Below are 18,452 nucleotides of genomic sequence, written 5' to 3'. Positions count from 1 at the left end.
TGTCAGCTCTGGGTGGAGGGCCGGACCCGGCCCCTGCACCTCGTGGGAGCCCGGTCCCGGCACCTCACCCGCGAGTAGCCACGATCCGCTCGCGTGCGCGCCCTCAGGGAGTCGTCATGGCCTCGACCCGCAGCTCGTCACCCTCGACCAGCACCCGCGCCCCATCCAAGACGTTCGTGCTCGACACCTCGGTCCTGCTCTCCGACCCGCGGGCGATGCTCCGCTTCAAGGAGCACGAGGTGGTGCTGCCCGTGGTGGTGGTCACCGAGCTGGAGGCCAAGCGCCACCACCCCGAGCTGGGCTACTTCGCCCGTCAGGCGCTGCGCCTGCTCGACGACCTGCGGGTGAGCGAGGGTCGGCTCGACCGGCCGGTCGCCGTCGGTGACGACGGCGGCACCCTGCGCGTCGAGCTCAACCACACCGACCCCCTGGCGCTCCCGGCCGGCTTCCGCCTCGGCGACAACGACACCCGCATCCTCGCGGTGGCCAAGAACCTCGCCGACGAGGGATTCGACGTGACGGTCGTCAGCAAGGACCTGCCGATGCGGGTCAAGGCGTCAGCGGTCGGCCTCGCGGCCGAGGAGTATCGCGCCGAGCTCGCCGTCGACTCCGGCTGGACGGGCATGTCCGAGCTCGACGTCACCGTCGACCAGATGGACTCCCTCTACGAGCACGGCCGGATGGAGCACCCCTCGGCGGCCGAGCTGCCCTGCCACACCGGCCTCGTCCTGCTCTCGCCGCGGGGAAGCGGCCTGGGCCGGGTCGGCGCCGACAAGCAGGTGCGGCTGGTGCGCGGCGACCGCGACGCCTTCGGCCTGCACGGGCGCAGCGCCGAGCAGCGGATCGCCCTCGACCTGCTGCTCGACCCCGACGTGGGCATCATCAGCCTCGGGGGGCGCGCCGGCACCGGCAAGTCGGCGCTGGCCCTCTGCGCCGGCATCGAGGCCGTCATGGAGCGCCGCCAGCACCGCAAGGTCATCGTCTTCCGCCCCCTGTATGCCGTGGGCGGCCAGGAGCTCGGCTACCTGCCTGGTTCCGAGGCCGAGAAGATGGGGCCCTGGGGCCAGGCCGTCTTCGACACCCTCGGTGCGCTGGTCTCGACCGAGGTGGTCGAGGAGATCATGGACCGCGGCATGCTCGAGGTGCTGCCCCTGACGCACATCCGCGGCCGGTCGCTGCACGACGCCTTCGTGATCGTCGACGAGGCCCAGTCGCTCGAGCGCAACGTGCTGCTGACCGTGCTCTCGCGCATCGGGCAGAACTCCAAGGTGGTCATGACCCACGACGTCGCCCAGCGCGACAACCTGCGCGTGGGGCGGCACGACGGGGTCGCAGCCGTCATCGAGGCCCTGAAGGGGCACCCGCTCTTCGCCCACGTCACCCTCAACCGCAGCGAGCGCAGCCCCATCGCGGCCCTGGTCACCGACCTGCTCGAGGGGCTCGAGCTGTGACCACAGCTGCCTGAGACCGCGGGGTGTCCGGCCCGCTCCCGTGCGCCACGCACTCGGTGGGGTGCCCGGCGTTCGCGACGATGCACCCCACCACCACGTACCGGCTCCCATCCCGGGCCGCCTCAGAGCAGCAACCGGGGCACCGGAACGGGTCGTGTCTGTCGGGATGGGGGCCAGTGGGGCTCGCACTGGCTCGGTTCGTGACTCTCTGGTCGGCGCACGGATTTGATCCGGTGCCTCTGTCCATGTCAGAGTCTTCCCAACATCTCGGTTTGATAACGCCGCCCGACGGGGGTCGACGGCTGACCGACGACTTCTTCACGCCCCCGAGCCCTTGGGGAGCGACCCGAACCCCAGGAGCAGGCACACGTGGCGAACGCCTACGCAGGACGACACCGCACCCCGGGTCGTCATCGGGCACCCCTCATCTCTGCGAGGCACCGGCTGCCGGCCAAGGTCGTGCGCCGCCCGCTGCTCACCGCGGGCGCGATGATGGCGCTCGTGGGGGCCTCCGCCGCGGGCTACGCCAAGGCCGGCGACGTCGCGAACTCGGCGCAGATCCTCAGCCTCCCCGCCGCGGCGATCGGGCAGGCCACCGCGGCCAACAACGCCCAGCTGGAGGAGGACGCCAACCTGCGCGCCTCGGCGTCCTCGGCGGCACTGAACGCCTCCGTGATCGCCCAGCAGCGCAATGCCGACGCGGCAGCGGCCGCGCAGAAGGCGAAGGCCGCCGCGGTCGCGTCCGCCGCCCGCCTCGCGGCCGAGCGCCGGGCTCAGGCCGATCGGGCAGCCCGTGCCGCGCAGCGTCAGGCCATCGTGGCCAACGCGCAGAAGGACCCGAAGTCGGTCGCCCGGCTCATGCTGGCCGACTACGGGTGGAGCACGAGCCAGTGGAGCTGCCTCGAGCAGCTGTGGATCGGTGAGAGCGGCTGGAACTTCCGGGCGAGCAACTCGTCCTCCGGCGCCTATGGCATCCCGCAGTCGCTCCCGGCCTCGAAGATGGCGTCCGTGGGTGCCGACTACCGCACCAACCCGGTCACCCAGATCACCTGGGGCATGCAGTACGTCAAGAGCAGCTACGGCACCCCCTGCAACGCGCTCTCGCAGTGGCAGAGCCGCTCACCGCACTGGTACTGACCGCCCCCGCACGAATCTGGCGGAGCGCACGAGGCTCCTGACTGTCCGCAGCCGCAGGTTGCCGACCTCGTCCTCGTGATCGGAGCTCCTCATGTCTCGTGAGCAGTCGACGCTCGCCCGCCCCTGGTCAAGACCTACAGCCAGGTCGCCTCCGCCCCCTTCGTCGACCCCGCCGGTACCGAGACCCTCGTGACCGTGGCCTGCCCCACGGGCACCCTGCCCTTCGGCGGCGGCGCCCTGTCGAGCTCGGGCTCGGTCCTGGTCCACCTCAACTCCAGCGGCCCCTCGTCCTCAGGGTGGAGGGCCTACGAGAACAGCTCGACCACCATCTCGACCAGCCTGACCCCCTACGTGGCCTGCGGCAAGGTCCTGGTCTGACGGCTGACGCCACGTCAGCGAGGTGCGGTACGGCGCAGGCCCTTGGGTCTGCGCCGTACGGGCCTCAGAGCTTGCGCAGGCGCACGTGCCGCACGGTGTGGTTGGTGCCCTTGGTCAGGACCAGGGAGGCCCGCGACCGGGTCGGGACGATGTTCTCGACGAGGTTGGGACCGTTGATCTCGCGCCAGATCCGCTCGGCCGTCGCGACCGCCTGCTCGTCGTCGAGCACGGCGTAGCGGTGGAAGTAGGAGTCGGGGTCGGCGAAGGCGGTCTCTCGCAGGGACAGGAAGCGCTCGACGTACCACCTCTGCACGTCCTCGGCCCGCGCGTCGACGTAGACCGAGAAGTCGAAGAAGTCGCTCACCGCCATGCCGGTGCCGCGGTCGGCGCGCACGACCGGGCCCTGGAGCACGGTGAGGCCCTCGACGATCAGCACGTCCGGCTGGCGCACGACCACCCGCTCACCCGGAACGATGTCGTAGACGAGGTGCGAGTAGACCGGAGCGCTGACCTCGGCCTTGCCCGCCTTGACCTCGGCCACGAATCGCAGCAGCGCCCGCCGGTCGTAGGACTCGGGAAAACCCTTGCGCGAGAGCAGCCCTCGCCGCTCGAGGATCGCATTGGGGAAGAGGAAGCCGTCGGTCGTGACCAGCTCGACGCGGGGGGTGCCGGGCCAGCGCGACAGCAGCTCGCGCAGGATGCGCGCGGTCGTCGACTTGCCGACCGCGACGGATCCCGCGACCCCGATGACGAAGGGGGTGCGCGGCGGGCGCTCGCCGAGGAAGTTGCTGGTGATGCGGTGCAGCTGCCCAGTGGCGGCGACGTAGTAGTTGAGCAGTCGCGACAGGGGCAGGTAGACCTCCTCGACCTCACGCAGGTCGATGCGGTCGCCGAGCCCCCGGAGGCGGGCCACGTCCTGCGCGGTGAGGCTGAGGGGGTGGTTCTCCCTCAGGCGCGACCACGCTGCGCGGTCGAGCTCGACGTACGGCGACGGGAGGCTCGCCTTCTCGGCGGCCCGCTCGGCTGCTGCCCGCCTGAGGGCCGTCGACTGCGTCACCCGCCACATTGTGTCCCATCGACCCCGAACGGACCCGATCTTCCGCGAGCCGCGGGCGGCGAGCCGGGATAACCGGCATACCGGGCGCAGCCGGTGCCTGCGCCTAGGCTGGTGGCCATGTGCGGAATCGTGGGGTACGTCGGCCGGACCCTCGACGGTCGGGCGCTGGAGGTCGTGATGGAGGGCCTGGCCCGCCTGGAGTACCGCGGCTACGACTCGGCGGGAGTGGCCCTGGTGGGGACCACCGCGGACGGCAGCGCGCCCCCCGTGGCCGTGGCCAAGAAGGCCGGCAAGCTGGTCAACCTCGTCGACCTGCTCGCGGCGGCCCCGCTCGCGCCGGCGACGACCGCCATCGGGCACACGCGCTGGGCCACCCACGGTGGCCCCACCGACCGCAACGCCCACCCGCACGTCGGCGGTCCCGACGGTCGCCTGGCCCTGATCCACAACGGCATCATCGAGAACTTCCACTCCCTCAAGCTCGAGCTGCTCGCCGAGGGCGTGGAGTTCCGCTCCGAGACCGACACCGAGGTCGTCGCCCACCTGATGGCGGCGTCATTCACCCGCACCGGTGACCTGACGGCCGCGATGCTCGAGACGGTGTCGCGGCTCGACGGCGCGTTCACCCTGCTGGTCGTGCACGCCGACGCGCCGGGGGTCGTCGTCGGCGCCCGCCGTAACAGCCCGCTCGTGGTCGGTCTGGGCGAGGGGGAGAACTTCCTCGGCTCCGACGTCGCCGCCTTCATCGGCTACACCCGTGAGGCGATGGAGCTCGGGCAGGACCAGGTGGTGACGATCACCGCCGACTCGGTGTCAGTCGTCGACTTCGACGGAGAGCCGGCGCAGGGCCGCCGGTTCTACGTCGACTGGGACGCCGAGGCCGCCGAGAAGGGCGGATACGCCAGCTTCATGGACAAGGAGATCCACGACCAGCCGCAGGCCGTGGCCGACACGCTGCTGGGGCGCACCGACGCCTCCGGCGCCCTGGTGCTCGACGAGCTGCGGATCAGCGAGGACGCCCTGCGCGCCATCGACAAGATCGTCGTCGTGGCCTGTGGCACGGCGTCCTACGCCGGCATGGTCGCGAAGTACGCCATCGAGCACTGGACCCGCATCCCGTGCGAGGTCGAGCTGGCCCACGAGTTCCGCTACCGCGACCCGGTGGTGAACGAGCGCACGCTCGTCGTGTCGATCTCGCAGTCGGGCGAGACCATGGACACCCTGATGGCGGTCAAGCACGCGAGCTCGCTCGGGGCCCTGACCATCGCGATCTGCAACACCCACGGCTCGACCATCCCGCGCGAGTCCGACGCGGTGCTCTACACCCACGCCGGGCCCGAGATCGCGGTCGCGTCGACCAAGGCCTTCCTGGCTCAGATCACCGCGGTCTACATCCTCGGGCTCTACCTCGCGCAGCTGCGCGGCGGCACGTATGCCGATGAGGCGCAGGCGGTGATGAAGGAGCTCCACGAGGTGCCGGGCAAGATCCGCGCGGTGCTCGACTCGATGGACCGGGTGCGTGAGGTGGCCCGCTTCATGGCCGACAGCCGCGCCGTGCTCTTCCTCGGCCGCCACGTCGGCTACCCCGTCGCCCTCGAGGGCGCGCTCAAGCTCAAGGAGCTGGCCTACATCCACGCCGAGGGCTTCGCCGCCGGCGAGCTCAAGCACGGCCCGATCGCGCTGATCGAGCCGGGTGTGCCGGTGTTCGTCATCGTGCCGTCGCCGGCCACGGAGCACGGGCTGCACGGCAAGGTGGTCTCCAACATCCAGGAGATCCGAGCCCGGGGTGCGCGCACGATCGTCATCGCCGAGGAGGGTGACGAGGAGGTCGTGCCCTTTGCCGACGAGATCATCCGGGTGCCCGCGGTGCCGACCCTGCTCGCGCCGCTGCTCACCGTCGTGCCCCTGCAGGTCTTCGCCTGCGAGCTGGCGACGGCCAAGGGCCTCGACGTCGACCAGCCACGCAACCTCGCCAAGTCGGTGACCGTTGAGTAGGTGCGGGTGATCGTCGGGCTCGGCATCGACGTCGTCGACATCGAGCGCTTCGGCGCCACGCTGGCGCGCACCCCGGCGCTGCGAGAGCGGCTCTTCACCCCGGACGAGCGCTCGCTCGGGCTGGCCTCGCTGGCCGCCCGCTTCGCGGCCAAGGAGGCGCTGGCCAAGTCGCTCGGCGCGCCGGCCGGCCTGTCGTGGCTGGACGCCGAGGTCGAGAAGGACGCCGACGGCAAGCCCTCCCTGCTCGTGCGGGGCTCAGTGGCAGCCAGGGCGCAGCAGCTCGGCGTCGCGCACTTCCACCTGTCACTGTCGCACGATGCCGGTATCGCGTCGGCGGTCGTCGTCGCGGAGTCCTGACCCACCTATACCACCCGTACAACCGAAGGGGATCGTCGATGATCGAGGCGTATGCCGTGCCGGACGTGCGGGCGGTCGAGGATCTCGCCCGCGCCGAGCTGCCGGAGGGTGAGCTGATGCAGCGCGCCGCCCGCGGTCTGGCCGAGGTCGTGCTGGCCCGGCTCGACGACGACCCCGAGGGGGGCCCGGGTGAAGCAGGTGGGTCGGTGGTCGCACTGGTCGGCCCCGGAGACAACGGGGGGGACGCGCTCTACGCCACCCTGCTCCTGGCCCGGGCCGGGGTCTGCGTCGCCGCCATCACCTCGGGCCGCGCCGACGACGAGGCGCTCGACCTGGCGCGCGAGGTCGGGGTCGTGGTCGTCAGCGGTGACGAGACCCAGGACGAGCCCCGAGACGAGCCGGAAGGCGAGCCCGAAGACGTCGCCTGGCGCGACCTGCTCGCCGAGGCTGCCGTGGTGGTCGACGGCCTGCTCGGTATCGGGGGTCGGGCCGGGCTGCGCGCACCCGCCCGCGCCCTCGTCGACGCCATACCGGCGCCGGCCTGGGTGGTGGCGGTCGACCTCCCCTCAGGGGTCGACCCGGCGGGGGAGGTCCTGCCGGACGACCTCGCGGCCCAGGTCGTGGCCGACGAGACCGTGACCTTCTCGCTGGTCAAGCCCTGCCACCTGCTGCCGGCGAGCGAGCCCGCCGTCGGGCGGCTGACGGTCGTCGACATCGGTCTCGACGGCGCGCTCCGCAGCAGCGGGGTGCGCCCGGTCGTCGAGCGGCTGACCTTCGCGGACGTGCACCGCCTGTGGCCGGTGCCGGGTGCGAGCAGCGACAAATACTCCCGCGGCGTCGTCGGCATCGTGGCCGGGTCGCTCGCCTACCCCGGCGCGGCCGTGCTCAGCGTGCTGGGTGCTCTCGGCGCCGGCCCCGGCATGATCCGCTACCTCGGCCCGCGCGACGTGCAGTGGCTCGTGCACCAGGCCGCCCCCGAGGTCGTCACCGCCCCCGGTCGGGTGCAGGCCTGGGTGATCGGGTCGGGCTTCGAGGTCGCTGACGACGGCGACGAGACGGATGACGCGCGTCAGCAGCGCGACCGGGCGCTCGAGGCGCTGGCCAGCGACCTGCCCGTGCTCGTCGACGCTGGCGCGCTCGACCTGGTCGACCGGCGCGATGCGCCGACCCTGCTCACGCCCCACGCGGGCGAGCTCGCCCGCCTGCTCACCCGGCTCGGGGTGTCGGTGGACGACGACGGCACCGCGCGTGACGGCATACGGGACGGGGGGGTGACGCGGGAGCAGGTGATGCGGGCGCCGCTCGCGCACGCGCGGGCCGCGGCCGGGCGCACCGGCGCCACCGTGCTGCTCAAGGGGTCGACGACCCTCGTGGTCGACCCCGACCCCGACGTGCCGGTGCGCTCGCAGCACGACGCCCCGGCCTGGGTCGCCACCGCGGGCGCCGGCGACGTGCTCGGCGGCCTCTGCGGCACCCTGCTCGCCGCCGGCCTGAGCCCCCGCGACGCCGGCAGCCTCGGCGCGCTGGTCCACGGCGTGGCCGCCGACCGCGCCAGTGCGGGTGGGCCGCTGCGCGTCCGCGACGTGGCGCAGCAGGTCGGCCCCGCCGTCCGCGCCCTCCTGCTCAGACCCTGACCCGCCCCCTCGCGTTCCGCACCGGGGTTTGCATTTCGGGTGGAGTTAGGTAAGGCTTACCTCATCAGGTCACCTCACCTCAGTCGAAGGATCCTCCATGCGTCTCCCGGCCCGGACGGTCGCGCTCGCCGCCGTCCTCGCGACCACCCTCACCGCCTGCGGTACGACGACCTCCGGGTCCGGTTCGTCCGCCAGCGCCGGCTCCGCCGGGTCGATCGTGGTCTACAACGCGCAGCACGAGGATCTCGTGCAGGAGATGGTCGCCGGCTTCACCAAGGCCACAGGGGTCGCGGTGACGCTGCGCAACGGTGACGACGCCGAGCTGGGCAACCAGATCGTGCAGGAGGGCAAGGCCTCGCCGGCCGACGTCTTCCTCACCGAGAACTCGCCTGCGATAGCGCTGGTCGACCGGGCCGGTCTCTTGGCCAAGGTGTCGACCACGACCACCGCCAACGTGCCAGCGGCCTATCGTCCCTCGACCGGTGACTGGACCGGCTGGGCCGCCCGCGCCACGGTCTTCGCCTACAACCCGAGCAAGGTGGCGGCCTCGGCCCTGCCCGCCTCGATCCTCGACCTGGCCCAGCCGCAGTGGAAGGGTCGCGTCGGCATCGCCGCCGGTGGAGCCGACTTCCAGGCCATCGTCAGCGCCGTCCTGTCGATCGAGGGCGAGTCGGCCACGATGACCTGGCTCCAGGGTCTGAAGACGAACGCCAAGGTCTACCAGGGGAATACGGCGATCATGAAGGCTGTCGACGCCGGAGAGGTCGCCTCCGGCGTGATCTACCACTACTACTGGGCCAAGGACCGGGCCGAGTCCGGAGCCAACAGCAAGAACGTCGAGCTGTACTACGTCGGCAAGCAGGACCCGGGCGCCTTCCTCAGCGTCTCCGGCGCCGGCGTGCTCGCCAGCTCGACGCACCAGGCCGATGCCCAGAGGTTCGTTGACTACCTCACGAGCAAGGACGGTCAGGAGATCCTCGCCGGGAGCAGCGCGCTGGAGTACGCCATCGCCAGCGGCGTCGCCCCCAACGCGGCCCTGCGGCCGATCACCGACCTCCAGGCCCCGACGGTCGACCCCGCCTCGCTCAACAGCGCTACGGTCGTGACGATGATGCAGCAGGCCGGCCTGATCTGAGTGGCTACCACCACCGCCCCACCTCGGGTGGCCCGCCGACCCCGGGTCGGCGGGCCGTCCGTCGTCGGTCTCCTCGCGACCGTGGTGGCGATGGTCACGCTCGTGCCCCTGGTCGTGATCACCGTCGACACCGTGCGCACCCCCTGGGCCCAGACGTCGGCGCTCGTCTTCCGCCCGCGCACGGTCGAGCTGCTCTCCAACACGGCCCGCCTCGTCGGCGGCTCGGTGCTGCTCTGCATCCTGCTGGGGGTCGGCGCCGCCTGGCTGGTGACCCGCACGGACCTGCCGCTGCGGCGCGCTGCGCACGTCGCGATGGTCGCGCCGCTCGCCGTCCCGGCCTTCGTCAACGCGTATGCGTGGTCGTCGCTCGTGCCCGGCGCCGACGGCTACTCCGGCGCCCTCGTCGTCGTCACGCTCTCCTACTTCCCGCTGGTCTACGTGCCCGTCGCGGCGGCCCTGCGCGGACTCGACCCCGCGCAGGGCCAGGCCGCGTCCGCGCTGGGGCTGACCCCGGCCGCGGTGTTCCTGCGGGTCACGCTGCCCCAGCTGCGGCCGGCGGTGCTGGGGGGCAGCCTGCTCGTGGCCCTGCACCTGGTGGCAGAGTTCGGAGCCCTCGCCCTCGTGCGGTTCCCGACGCTGAGCACCGCGGTCTACGACCAGTTCCGCTCGTCGTTCAGCGGGCCCGCGAGCAACGCGGTCGCGAGCGTGCTCGTGCTGGTCTGCCTGGTGCTGCTGGCGGGCGAGCTGGGACTGCAGGGACGAGCGGCCTACGCCTCGGTGGGTGGCGGTGCCGCTCGCCCACCGGCTCGCACCCCGCTGGGCGTCTGGACGGTGCCCGCGGTGCTCGTCCTGGCCGGGCTCGCCCTGCTCGCGGTCGCCCTACCCGTGGGCAGCGTGCTGCGGTGGTGGCTCGACGGCTCGTCGGCCACCGCGCAGGTGCCTGCCCTGCTCTCGACCACGGTCTCGACGCTCGGGCTCGGGCTCGCGGCGGCCGTCGCCGTCACGGTGCTCGCGCTGCCCGTCGCCTGGCTGTCGGTCCGGCGCCGCGGGGTGCTCGCCACCCTCGTCGAGCGCACCACCTACCTGGGCACGGGGCTGCCGGGCATCGTCGTCGCGCTCGCCCTGGTCACGGTCGGGCTGCGGGTCGTGCCCGCCCTCTACCAGAGCGCCGTCATGCTCGTCGTCGCGTACGCCGTGCTCTTCCTCCCGCGCGCCGTCGTCAGCCTGCGCACGGGTCTGCTGCAGCTGCCCCGGGGCGTCGAGGAGGCCGCCGCCACGCTGGGGCTGGGGCCGGTCGCGGTGCTCACCCGCGTCGTCGTCCCCGTGCTCGCGCCCGCCCTCGGGGCCGGGGCGGCGCTCGTCTTCCTCGGCGCCGGCACCGAGCTGACCGCCACCCTGCTGCTCTCCCCGCTCGGCACGCAGACCCTGGCCACGCAGTTCTGGAGCCACAGCAGCGCGGTCGAGTACGGCGCCGCGGCCCCGTATGCCGCCCTGCTCATCCTCGTCTCCGCCCCCGCGGCCTGGCTCGTGAGCCGTGGAGAGGGCACGGTGCCCGCGTGAGCTCCCCGACCCCCGCCATCGAGGTGCGTGGCCTGACCCACCGCTACCCAGGCGGTGAGCCGGTGCTGCGGGGACTCGACCTCTGCGTCGAAACCGGTGACGTGACAGCGGTGCTCGGCCCTTCGGGGTGCGGCAAGACGACCTTGCTGCGTGCGATCGCCGGCTTCCTCGTCCCCGACTCCGGCACCGTGGATCTCGCCGGCACGACGGTCTCCGGTGCCGGCCGCCCGGTGCCGCCCCGGGCCCGCCGCATCGGCTACGTCGCCCAGGAGGGGGCCCTCTTCCCCCACCGCGACGTCGCCGGCAACATCGCCTTCGGGCTCTCGGCCTCCGGCCTGCAGCCGCGCGCCCACCGGCACGCGGCCCGGGTCGACGAGCTGCTCGAGCTGGTCGGGCTCGACCCCTCACTGCGCGACCGGATGCCGCACCAGCTGTCGGGCGGCCAGCAGCAGCGGGTCGCGCTGGCCCGTGCGCTGGCTCCGGGCCCGTCGGTGATCCTGCTCGACGAGCCCTTCTCGGCGCTCGACACCGACTCGCGCCGCGAGACGAGCGCGGCGACGGCGGCGGCGCTGCGAGCCGGGGGAGTGACGGCCCTGCTCATCACGCACGACCCTGCCGAGGCCATGACGCTCGCCGACCGCATCGCCGTCCTCCAGGACGGACGGGTGGCGCAGCACGGCGCCCCGCAGGAGGTCTACGCGCGACCGGTCAGTGCCCGGGTCGCGACCACCCTCGGCGCAGCCAACCTCGTGACCGGCCGCGTCGTCGGCGGCCGGCTCGAGTGCACCCTGGGGTCGCTGTTGCTGGCCGCGGGAGCCGACGACGCGGCATACGGGACCGCGGTGGTGCGGCCCGAGGGTGTGGTCGTGCAGGCCGACCCGGTCGGCCGCGCCGTGGTGGTGTCGTCGACCTTCCACGGTCACGACCACGTGCTGCTGGTGAGGTTGGAGGGCGGTGAGGTCGTCACGGTGCGCGGTGCCTCCGTGGGGGCACCACCGGCGGGGGCGGCGGTGAGTCTCGCGGTGCCGGATGCCGTGCACCTCCTGCCCGGGGTCTGAGCCCTCGGGCCCGGTCGGATGCCGCCGAACGGACGCTTCCGTCGGCCCGTGCGGCTCGATCGGGCGAGGCGGCGCACGAGGTCACCGGGTCACCTGACAAAATCGGGCTGTGAGTGCTCTTCCCACCGCGCCGGTGACCGCCGTCGTCGACGCCGCCGCCCTGCGGGACAACGTCGCGGCCCTGCGGGCGCGCAGCGGGAGCGCCGACGTGATGGCGGTGGTGAAGGCCGACGGCTACGGGCACGGGCTGCTCACCGCAGCGACGTCGGCCCTGGCCGGCGGCGCGACCTGGCTCGGCGTGGCGCAGCAGTCCGAGGCCGTCGCGCTGCGCGACGCGGGTGCGGGCGGACGGGTCTTCACCTGGCTGCACGTGCCGGGCACCGACTTCGGCGCCGCGCTGTCCCGCGACATCGACCTCAGTGCCTCCGCTCGGTGGGACCTCGACGAGATCGCGGCCGCGGCCCGCGGCACCGGCCTGGCCGCCCGCGTGCACCTCAAGGTCGACACCGGGCTGGCCCGGGGCGGCGCCTACGGCGACGCCTTCACCGACCTCGTGCACCGCGCCCGCGCGCTCGAGGCGGAAGGCGCAGTCACCGTCGTCGGGGTGTGGTCGCACCTCGCGTGCGCCGACGAGCCCGGCTCGCCGGTCACCCGCCTCCAGCAGGAGGTCTTCGACGACGCCGTGCGGCGGGCCGAGGGTGCCGGGTGCCGCCTCGAGGTGCGGCACATCGCCAACTCGGCCGCCGTCGTGCTCGACCCGAGCCTGCACTACGACCTCGTGCGCCCCGGGATCGCCTGCTACGGGCTCACCCCCGCGCCCACCGTCGCGTCGTCGACCGACCTCGGGCTGGTGCCCGCGATGACGCTGACCGCCCGGCTCGCCCTGGTCAAGCGCGTGCCGGCCGGGCAGGGCGTCAGCTACTCCCACCTCTACACGACGGCCACCGAGACGGTGCTGGGCATCGTGCCGATGGGCTACGCCGACGGGCTGCCGCGGGCCGCGAGCAACGTCGGCCCGCTGTCGGTCGCAGGCCGACGCCACACGATCGCCGGGCGGGTCTGCATGGACCAGGTCGTCGTCGACCTCGGCCCCGACAGCGACGCCCGGGCCGGTGACGAGGTCGTGCTCTTCGGCGCCGACCCCACCGGGCCGACGGCTCAGGAGTGGGCCGACGCCACGGGCACCATCAGCTATGAGATCGTCACTCGGGTCGGGCCGCGAGTGCCCCGCCTGGTGACGAACCCCCTTGTCGCGTCAGTAGTGCGAGCCACGAGCACATCAGGAGCAGCGCCATGAGCCCGAGCACCCGAGGTCTCGTCGGCTGGGGGGTCGGGGCCGGCCTGGCCGTCTCGGCCACCGCCGTCGGCGTCGTCGCCGAGCAGATCCACCGTCGTCGAGGGCGTGCCCTCGAGACGGGTGAGAGCCTGGTCGCCGAGCCGTCGTCCGAGCTCGCGGTGCTCGCGTCGGACGGAGTGCCACTCCACGTCGAGGTCGACGACCCCGCCCCGGGGAGCGCGACGACCCGTGAGGTCGACGGTGTCGCCCACCCGCTTCCCACCGTGGTCCTCAGCCACGGCTACTGCCTGACCAGTGCGTGCTGGGTCTTCCAGCGCCGGGCGCTGACCCGGGCAGGCTACCGCGTGGTCGTCTGGGACCAGCGCGGCCACGGGCGCAGCGAGAAGGGCGATCCGGCGTCCTACACGATCGACCAGCTCGGCGACGACCTGCTGCACGTGCTCGCGCAGGCGGTGCCCGAGGGCCCGCTGCTGCTGGCCGGGCACTCGATGGGCGGGATGACCTTGCTGGGTCTCGCCCAGCACCAGCCCGACCTGGTGCGCGACCGCGTGGTGGCCGCAGCCTTCGTCTCGACCTCGCCGGGCGGGATGCCCCTGGCCGGCGGCGACCTCGCGACCTCGGTGGGTCGCGTGCTGCTCGAGCGGCTCGGCCCGAGCACGGCCGGCCTGTTCGCCGACCGGCCCCAGCTGCTGCACGGCCTGCTGCGGGCCAACCGCGACCTGTCGGAGTTCCTCGTCGAGCGCTACTCCTTCGCGTCGCCGGTGCCCCGCAGCATCGTGCGGCTGGCGGCCACGATGCTGCTCGGCACCGACCTGCGGGTCATGTCGTCCTTCACGCCCGCGTTCAGCGCCTACGACAAAGTGGCCTCGCTCGCCGCCTACCGCGGCGCGGAGGTGCTCGTCTTCAACGGCGAGAACGACGTGCTGACGCCGCCGAGCCACAGCGAGGCGATCGTCGAGGCGATCCCCGGCGCGGAGCACCTGGTGCTGCGCAACGCCGGTCACGTCATCATGCTTGAGCACCCCGACGTGCTCAGCCAGCAGCTGGTGACGCTGGGGGAGAGGGCCGTCCGGGCCGCGGCAGCCGGTCTGCTCACCACCGACAGGCCGCGCACACGTCAGGTCGTGACCAACGTCGACAAGCGGCGCCGCATCGACAAGGCCCGTGGTGACCGCCGGAGCCGGCGGGTCGGTGGGTCGTCGGATCGGAAGACGGCCCGGGCGCAGCAGGCCGAAAGTGGTTGAGCCGCAAGGGAACACGGTCGTTCTCTCTCTCGACCTGCCCAGTGCCGAGGCCACCCGCGAGCTGGGCCGAGCCCTCGGCGGCGCCCTGGGTGCGGGTGACCTCCTGGTGCTCACCGGTGACCTCGGCGCGGGGAAGACCACGCTCACCCAGGGCCTCGGCGAGGCGCTCGGAGTGCGCGGCCCGGTGACCTCTCCGACCTTCGTCATCGCGCGGGTGCACCCGTCGCTGGTCGACGGGCCGGCGCTCGTGCACGTCGACGCCTACCGACTCGGCGGCGCGCTCGAGCTCGACGACCTCGACCTGGACGCGTCCGTCGAGGAGTCGGTGACGGTCGTCGAGTGGGGCCACGGCCTCGCGTCGCTGCTGTCGCCCGACTACCTCGAGCTCGTGCTGCGCACCACCGCGGACCCGACCGATCCGCCCGAACCGAGCGACGAGACCGACGAGACCGACGAGACCGACGAGACCGACGAGACCGACGAGACCGACGAGACACCGCGGACGGCGACCCTCATGGCGGTCGGACCCCGGTGGGGGAGCCCGCCGGCCCGCGCTGCCCTCGAAGCCCTCGTCGCCCTCCAGGCCCTGGTCGCCCTCCAAGCCCCCGTCGTCCTGCCGCCCGCCCGAGGCTCGTGATGGCCCCGTGGAGCCCGCGCGGGCTCGTCGGGCTCGGGGTGGGGGTGGGTCTCGCGGTGTCCTCGACCGCGGTGGGCGTGGTCGCCGAGCGGGTCAACCGCCGCCGGGGCGAGGCGCTCGAGACCGGAGCCGACCTCGTGGCGGTGCCGACCCGCGAGGTGGCCGTCGTCACCGGCGACGGGGTGCCACTGCACGTCGAGATCGACGACCCGGTGGACGGCGCGAGCACCCACGTGCAGGTGAACGGCGTGAGCCAGCCTCGCCCCACGGTCGTCCTCACCCACGGCTACTGCCTCACGAGCGAGTGCTGGGTCTTCCAGCGACGGGCGCTCACGCGGGCCGGCTACCGCGTCGTCGTGTGGGACCAGCGTGGCCACGGGCGCTCCGAGAAGGGTGACGCGGCGTCCTGCACCCTCGAGCAGGTCGGCGACGACCTCGCGCGGGTGATCGCCAACGTCGTCCCCGACGGACCCCTGCTGCTCGGCGGGCACTCGATGGGTGGCATGACCATGCTGGCCCTCGCCGAGAGCCACCCCGGCCTGGTGCGCGAGCGCGTCGTCGCTGCCGCCTTCGTCGCCACCTCGGCAGGCGGGGCCCTGGCGAGCGCAGACCTGACCGCCAGGGTCGCACGCAGCCTGATGGAGCGCCTCGCGCCGGGCGCGGTGGCCCTGCTCGCCGACCGGCCCCAGCTGCTCCAGACCCTGCGGCGGGCCAACCGCGACCTCGCCGACCTCGTGGTCGAGCGCTACTGCTTCGCGTCGCCCGTGCCGCACCGCATCGTGCGTCTGGCGGGCCGGATGCTGCTGGGCGTCGACCTGCGGGTGATGTCGTCCTTCGCCCCCGTCTTCGACGACTACGACAAGGTCGCGGCGCTCGGCGCATACGACGGGGCGCAGGTGCTGGTCTTCAACGGCGAGAACGACATCCTGACCCCGCCGTCGCACAGCCAGGCCATCGTCGCAGCCGTGCCGGGGACGCAGCACGTCGTCCTGCGCCAGGCCGGGCACATCATCATGCTCGAGCACCCCGAGGTGCTCAGCCAGCAGCTGGTGGCCCTCGGGGAGCGGGCCGTGCGGGCGCCGGCCCCACCGACCGCCACTCACCGACTGCCCACGCTCCAGGTGGTCACCGATGTCGGCAAGCGGCGGCGCATCGAGCAGGCGCGGGTGGAACGCCGGCCCCAGCGCGCGCGATAGCCTTCCTCCCGTGCTCCTGCTCGCCCTCGACACGTCGACCACGGCGATCACCGTGGCCCTGCACGACGGGTCGGCGGTGCTCGCCGAGGTCACGACCCTCGACGCCCGCGGCCACGCCGAGCACCTGGCCCCGGGGATCGCGCGGGCCCTCGCGGAGGTCGGCGCGGCATCGACCGACGTCACCGACGTCGCGGTCGGTCTCGGTCCGGGCCCCTTCACCGGCCTGAGGGTGGGGGTCGTCACGGCCCGCACCTTCGCCCTCGCCGTCGGCGCACGGGTGCACGGCCTCAGCAGCCTCGACGCCCTCGCTCACGCCGCCGTGGCCGGGGGTGAGGTCCGGGACGGTGAGCTGCTGGTCGCCACCGATGCCCGGCGCAAGGAGGTCTACTGGGCGACGTACGGGTTCGCACCGTCGAGCGCGGGTGGGTTCTCCCGCCTCACGGACCCCGCTGTGAGCCGCCCGAGCGACCTGCCCCCCGAGGTCGCGAGGCTGCCCACCGTGGGTCGCGGACCGCAGCTGTACCCCGATGTCCTCGGCCGCGGCATCGCCGCGCTCCTCGACGTGTCGGGGGCCGCCCTCGCTGAGCTGGTCGTCGCCCGGCTGGCCGCGGCCGACGCCGTCGACGAGCAGGAGCCGCTCTACCTGCGACGCCCGGACGCGGTGCCGTCGGTGCCGTCGGTGCCGTCGGTGCCGTCGGTGCCGCTGGTGTCCGCCGTGCCGCCGGGGCCCTCGGGGTCGGCATGACGATGGTGACCGCTCGGCCCGCCGTGAGCCTGCGGCCGATGTCCTGGACCGACATCCCCGTGCTGACCGTCCTCGACGCCGAGCTCTTCGCCGCCGACGCCTGGCCACCGGCGACGTGGTGGGCCGAGCTCGCCGGTCGCCCACGTCGCGTCTACGTCGTCGCGACCGCCGCCGAGGGCGCGGTCGTGGGCTATGCCGGGCTGGACCTCGGCGGTGACGTCGCCGACGTGATGACCGTCGCCGTCGCCCCGCCGGCTCGGGGGACCGGGCTCGGCGACCTGCTCGTCACGACCCTGCTCGACCGGGCGGCGAAGTCGGGGGCGCAGGCCGTGATGCTCGAGGTGCGGGCCGACAACGAGCCGGCGCTGCGGCTCTACGAGCGGCACGGCTTCGACCGGCTCTCCATACGGCATCGCTACTACCAGCCCGGTGACGTGGACGCCGTCGTCATGCGGGCCCTGCTCGACCGGAGGACGCCGTGACCAGCCCATCGCCCGACGGGCCGCTCGTGCTCGGCATCGAGACCTCGTGCGACGAGACCGGCGTGGGGATCGTGCGCGGGCAGACCCTGCTCGTCGACGCCATCGCCAGCAGCGTGGAGGAGCACGCACGCTTCGGCGGCGTGGTCCCCGAGGTCGCGAGCCGGGCGCACCTCGAGGCGATGGTGCCCACGATCGAGCGGGCCTGCCGCGACGCGGGGGTGCGCCTCGCCGACGTCGACGCGATCGCCGTGACCGCCGGGCCCGGGCTGGCGGGCGCGCTCCTGGTGGGGGTCGCTGCCGCGAAGGCGCTGGCCGTCGCGCTGGGCAAGCCGCTCTACGGCGTCAACCACCTCGCCGCGCACGTCGCCGTCGACGTCGTCGAGCACGGCCCGCTCGCCGAGCCGACGATGGCCCTGCTCGTGTCCGGCGGCCACTCGAGCCTGCTGCTCGTGCCCGACGTGACCGCCGACGTGCGCCCCCTCGGGGCGACCATCGACGACGCGGCGGGCGAGGCCTTCGACAAGGTGGCTCGCGTGCTCGGTCTGCCCTTCCCGGGGGGACCTCACATCGACCGCGCCGCGCGCGCGGGTGACCGGGTGGCGATCACCTTCCCGCGGGGGCTCACCGCGGGCAAGGACCTGGTGCGGCACGAGTTCGACTTCTCGTTCTCGGGACTGAAGACCGCGGTGTCGCGCTGGGTGCGCGCGCGCGAGGAGTCGGGCCAGCCGGTGCCGGTCGCGGACGTCGCCGCGTCGTTCCAGGAGGCGGTGGTCGACGTGCTCACCCGCAAGGCGCTGCGGGCCTGTGCCGAGCAGGGCGTCGACGACCTGATCATCGGCGGGGGGGTCGCGGCCAACTCCCGGCTCCGTGCGCTGGCCCAGGAACGCTGCGACGCGGCCGGCGTCCGCCTCCGGGTGCCCCGACCGGGACTGTGCACCGACAACGGGGCGATGGTGGCGGCGCTCGGCGCCCAGATGGTCGCCCGCGGGCGGGCACCGTCCCTGCTCGGGCTCCCGACCGACAGCTCGATGCCGGTGCAGCAGGTGCAGGCATAGCAGGTGCAGGTGCAGGCGTAGCGGGTGCGGCGCC

At 73.4% G+C, this 18,452-nt stretch carries 17 protein-coding genes; 16 read left to right on the top strand and 1 reads right to left on the bottom strand.

Going from position 1 to position 18,452, the window contains the following annotated elements; translation table 11 throughout:
- The first annotated feature begins 116 nt into the window (after positions 1–116).
- From V3N99_05600 to V3N99_05590, 3 genes are all read left to right on the top strand, one after another.
- The gene (locus V3N99_05600; protein ID MEO3936221.1) at positions 117–1,451 is read left to right on the top strand and encodes a PhoH family protein; all 1,335 of its coding nucleotides are present in this window, start codon (positions 117–119) and stop codon (positions 1,449–1,451) included.
- Positions 1,452–1,820: 369 nt separating this feature from the next.
- Positions 1,821–2,588: a hypothetical protein gene (locus tag V3N99_05595; protein MEO3936220.1), complete on the top strand. Its 768-nt coding sequence runs from the start codon at positions 1,821–1,823 to the stop codon at positions 2,586–2,588.
- 195 nt (positions 2,589–2,783) lie between these two features.
- Positions 2,784–2,966, top strand: a complete 183-nt coding sequence (locus tag V3N99_05590; GenBank protein ID MEO3936219.1) for a hypothetical protein — start codon at positions 2,784–2,786, stop codon at positions 2,964–2,966.
- 64 nt (positions 2,967–3,030) lie between these two features.
- Here the strand turns inward: V3N99_05590 and coaA are convergent, their stop codons facing one another.
- On the bottom strand, positions 3,031–4,032 hold the full coding sequence (gene coaA, locus V3N99_05585) for a type I pantothenate kinase (protein MEO3936218.1): 1,002 nt from the start codon (positions 4,030–4,032) through the stop codon (positions 3,031–3,033).
- 108 nt (positions 4,033–4,140) lie between these two features.
- Between coaA and glmS the strand changes: the two genes are divergently transcribed.
- The 13 genes from glmS (at position 4,141) to tsaD (ending at position 18,418) form a co-directional block, all read left to right on the top strand.
- Positions 4,141–6,018, top strand: coding sequence for a glutamine--fructose-6-phosphate transaminase (isomerizing) (gene glmS / locus V3N99_05580; GenBank protein ID MEO3936217.1), 1,878 nt, complete (start codon positions 4,141–4,143; stop codon positions 6,016–6,018).
- A 6-nt stretch (positions 6,019–6,024) separates the two neighbouring features.
- Positions 6,025–6,375 carry a holo-ACP synthase gene (locus tag V3N99_05575; GenBank protein ID MEO3936216.1) on the top strand — a complete coding sequence of 117 codons (351 nt, stop codon included), beginning with the start codon at positions 6,025–6,027 and terminating at the stop codon, positions 6,373–6,375.
- 38 nt (positions 6,376–6,413) lie between these two features.
- Positions 6,414–8,009 (top strand): bifunctional ADP-dependent NAD(P)H-hydrate dehydratase/NAD(P)H-hydrate epimerase, encoded by a 1,596-nt coding sequence (locus tag V3N99_05570; protein ID MEO3936215.1) that lies wholly within the window; start codon positions 6,414–6,416, stop codon positions 8,007–8,009.
- A 97-nt stretch (positions 8,010–8,106) separates the two neighbouring features.
- A complete protein-coding gene (locus V3N99_05565; GenBank protein ID MEO3936214.1) occupies positions 8,107–9,144 on the top strand; it encodes an iron ABC transporter substrate-binding protein in 1,038 nt (345 codons plus the stop codon).
- The gene (locus tag V3N99_05560; protein ID MEO3936213.1) at positions 9,145–10,704 is read left to right on the top strand and encodes an iron ABC transporter permease; all 1,560 of its coding nucleotides are present in this window, start codon (positions 9,145–9,147) and stop codon (positions 10,702–10,704) included.
- The gene (locus V3N99_05555; protein MEO3936212.1) at positions 10,701–11,762 is read left to right on the top strand and encodes an ABC transporter ATP-binding protein; all 1,062 of its coding nucleotides are present in this window, start codon (positions 10,701–10,703) and stop codon (positions 11,760–11,762) included. The genes V3N99_05560 and V3N99_05555 overlap by 4 nt, the downstream gene beginning before the upstream one ends.
- Before the next feature lie 109 nt (positions 11,763–11,871).
- Entirely contained in the window at positions 11,872–13,059 is a 1,188-nt protein-coding gene (alr, locus tag V3N99_05550) for an alanine racemase (GenBank protein MEO3936211.1), read from the top strand.
- A complete protein-coding gene (locus tag V3N99_05545; GenBank protein MEO3936210.1) occupies positions 13,056–14,303 on the top strand; it encodes an alpha/beta hydrolase in 1,248 nt (415 codons plus the stop codon). The genes alr and V3N99_05545 overlap by 4 nt, the downstream gene beginning before the upstream one ends.
- A complete protein-coding gene (gene tsaE / locus V3N99_05540; GenBank protein ID MEO3936209.1) occupies positions 14,296–14,940 on the top strand; it encodes a tRNA (adenosine(37)-N6)-threonylcarbamoyltransferase complex ATPase subunit type 1 TsaE in 645 nt (214 codons plus the stop codon). Before V3N99_05545 ends, tsaE begins: the two co-directional genes overlap by 8 nt.
- Positions 14,940–16,136 (top strand): alpha/beta hydrolase, encoded by a 1,197-nt coding sequence (locus V3N99_05535; protein ID MEO3936208.1) that lies wholly within the window; start codon positions 14,940–14,942, stop codon positions 16,134–16,136. Before tsaE ends, V3N99_05535 begins: the two co-directional genes overlap by 1 nt.
- Positions 16,137–16,146: 10 nt before the next feature.
- Positions 16,147–16,881 carry a tRNA (adenosine(37)-N6)-threonylcarbamoyltransferase complex dimerization subunit type 1 TsaB gene (tsaB, locus tag V3N99_05530; GenBank protein MEO3936207.1) on the top strand — a complete coding sequence of 245 codons (735 nt, stop codon included), beginning with the start codon at positions 16,147–16,149 and terminating at the stop codon, positions 16,879–16,881.
- A gap of 38 nt (positions 16,882–16,919) precedes the next feature.
- Positions 16,920–17,363, top strand: a complete 444-nt coding sequence (gene rimI, locus V3N99_05525) for a ribosomal protein S18-alanine N-acetyltransferase (GenBank protein MEO3936206.1) — start codon at positions 16,920–16,922, stop codon at positions 17,361–17,363.
- Positions 17,360–18,418, top strand: coding sequence for a tRNA (adenosine(37)-N6)-threonylcarbamoyltransferase complex transferase subunit TsaD (gene tsaD, locus V3N99_05520; GenBank protein MEO3936205.1), 1,059 nt, complete (start codon positions 17,360–17,362; stop codon positions 18,416–18,418). Before rimI ends, tsaD begins: the two co-directional genes overlap by 4 nt.
- The last annotated feature ends 34 nt before the right edge of the window (positions 18,419–18,452 follow it).

The sequence above is a fragment of the Dermatophilaceae bacterium Soc4.6 genome (assembly GCA_039889245.1).
In the GTDB taxonomy this organism is placed as follows: Bacteria; Actinomycetota; Actinomycetes; order Actinomycetales; family Dermatophilaceae; genus Lapillicoccus.
The sequence above is the reverse complement of the archived record's forward strand: the minus strand, read 5'-3'. Positions and strand labels throughout refer to the sequence as shown.

Bases quoted from the DNA above. Each gene is read 5' to 3' on its own strand.
- V3N99_05570 (MEO3936215.1), top strand. From the start codon at position 6,414: ATGATCGAGGCGTATGCCGTGCCGGACGTGCGGGCGGTCGAGGATCTC.
- V3N99_05535 (MEO3936208.1), top strand. From the start codon at position 14,940: ATGGCCCCGTGGAGCCCGCGCGGGCTCGTCGGGCTCGGGGTGGGGGTG.
- glmS (MEO3936217.1), top strand. From the start codon at position 4,141: ATGTGCGGAATCGTGGGGTACGTCGGCCGGACCCTCGACGGTCGGGCG.
- V3N99_05600 (MEO3936221.1), top strand. From the start codon at position 117: ATGGCCTCGACCCGCAGCTCGTCACCCTCGACCAGCACCCGCGCCCCA.
- coaA (MEO3936218.1), bottom strand. From the start codon at position 4,032: ATGTGGCGGGTGACGCAGTCGACGGCCCTCAGGCGGGCAGCAGCCGAG.
- V3N99_05565 (MEO3936214.1), top strand. From the start codon at position 8,107: ATGCGTCTCCCGGCCCGGACGGTCGCGCTCGCCGCCGTCCTCGCGACC.
- rimI (MEO3936206.1), top strand. From the start codon at position 16,920: ATGTCCTGGACCGACATCCCCGTGCTGACCGTCCTCGACGCCGAGCTC.
- V3N99_05545 (MEO3936210.1), top strand. From the start codon at position 13,056: ATGAGCCCGAGCACCCGAGGTCTCGTCGGCTGGGGGGTCGGGGCCGGC.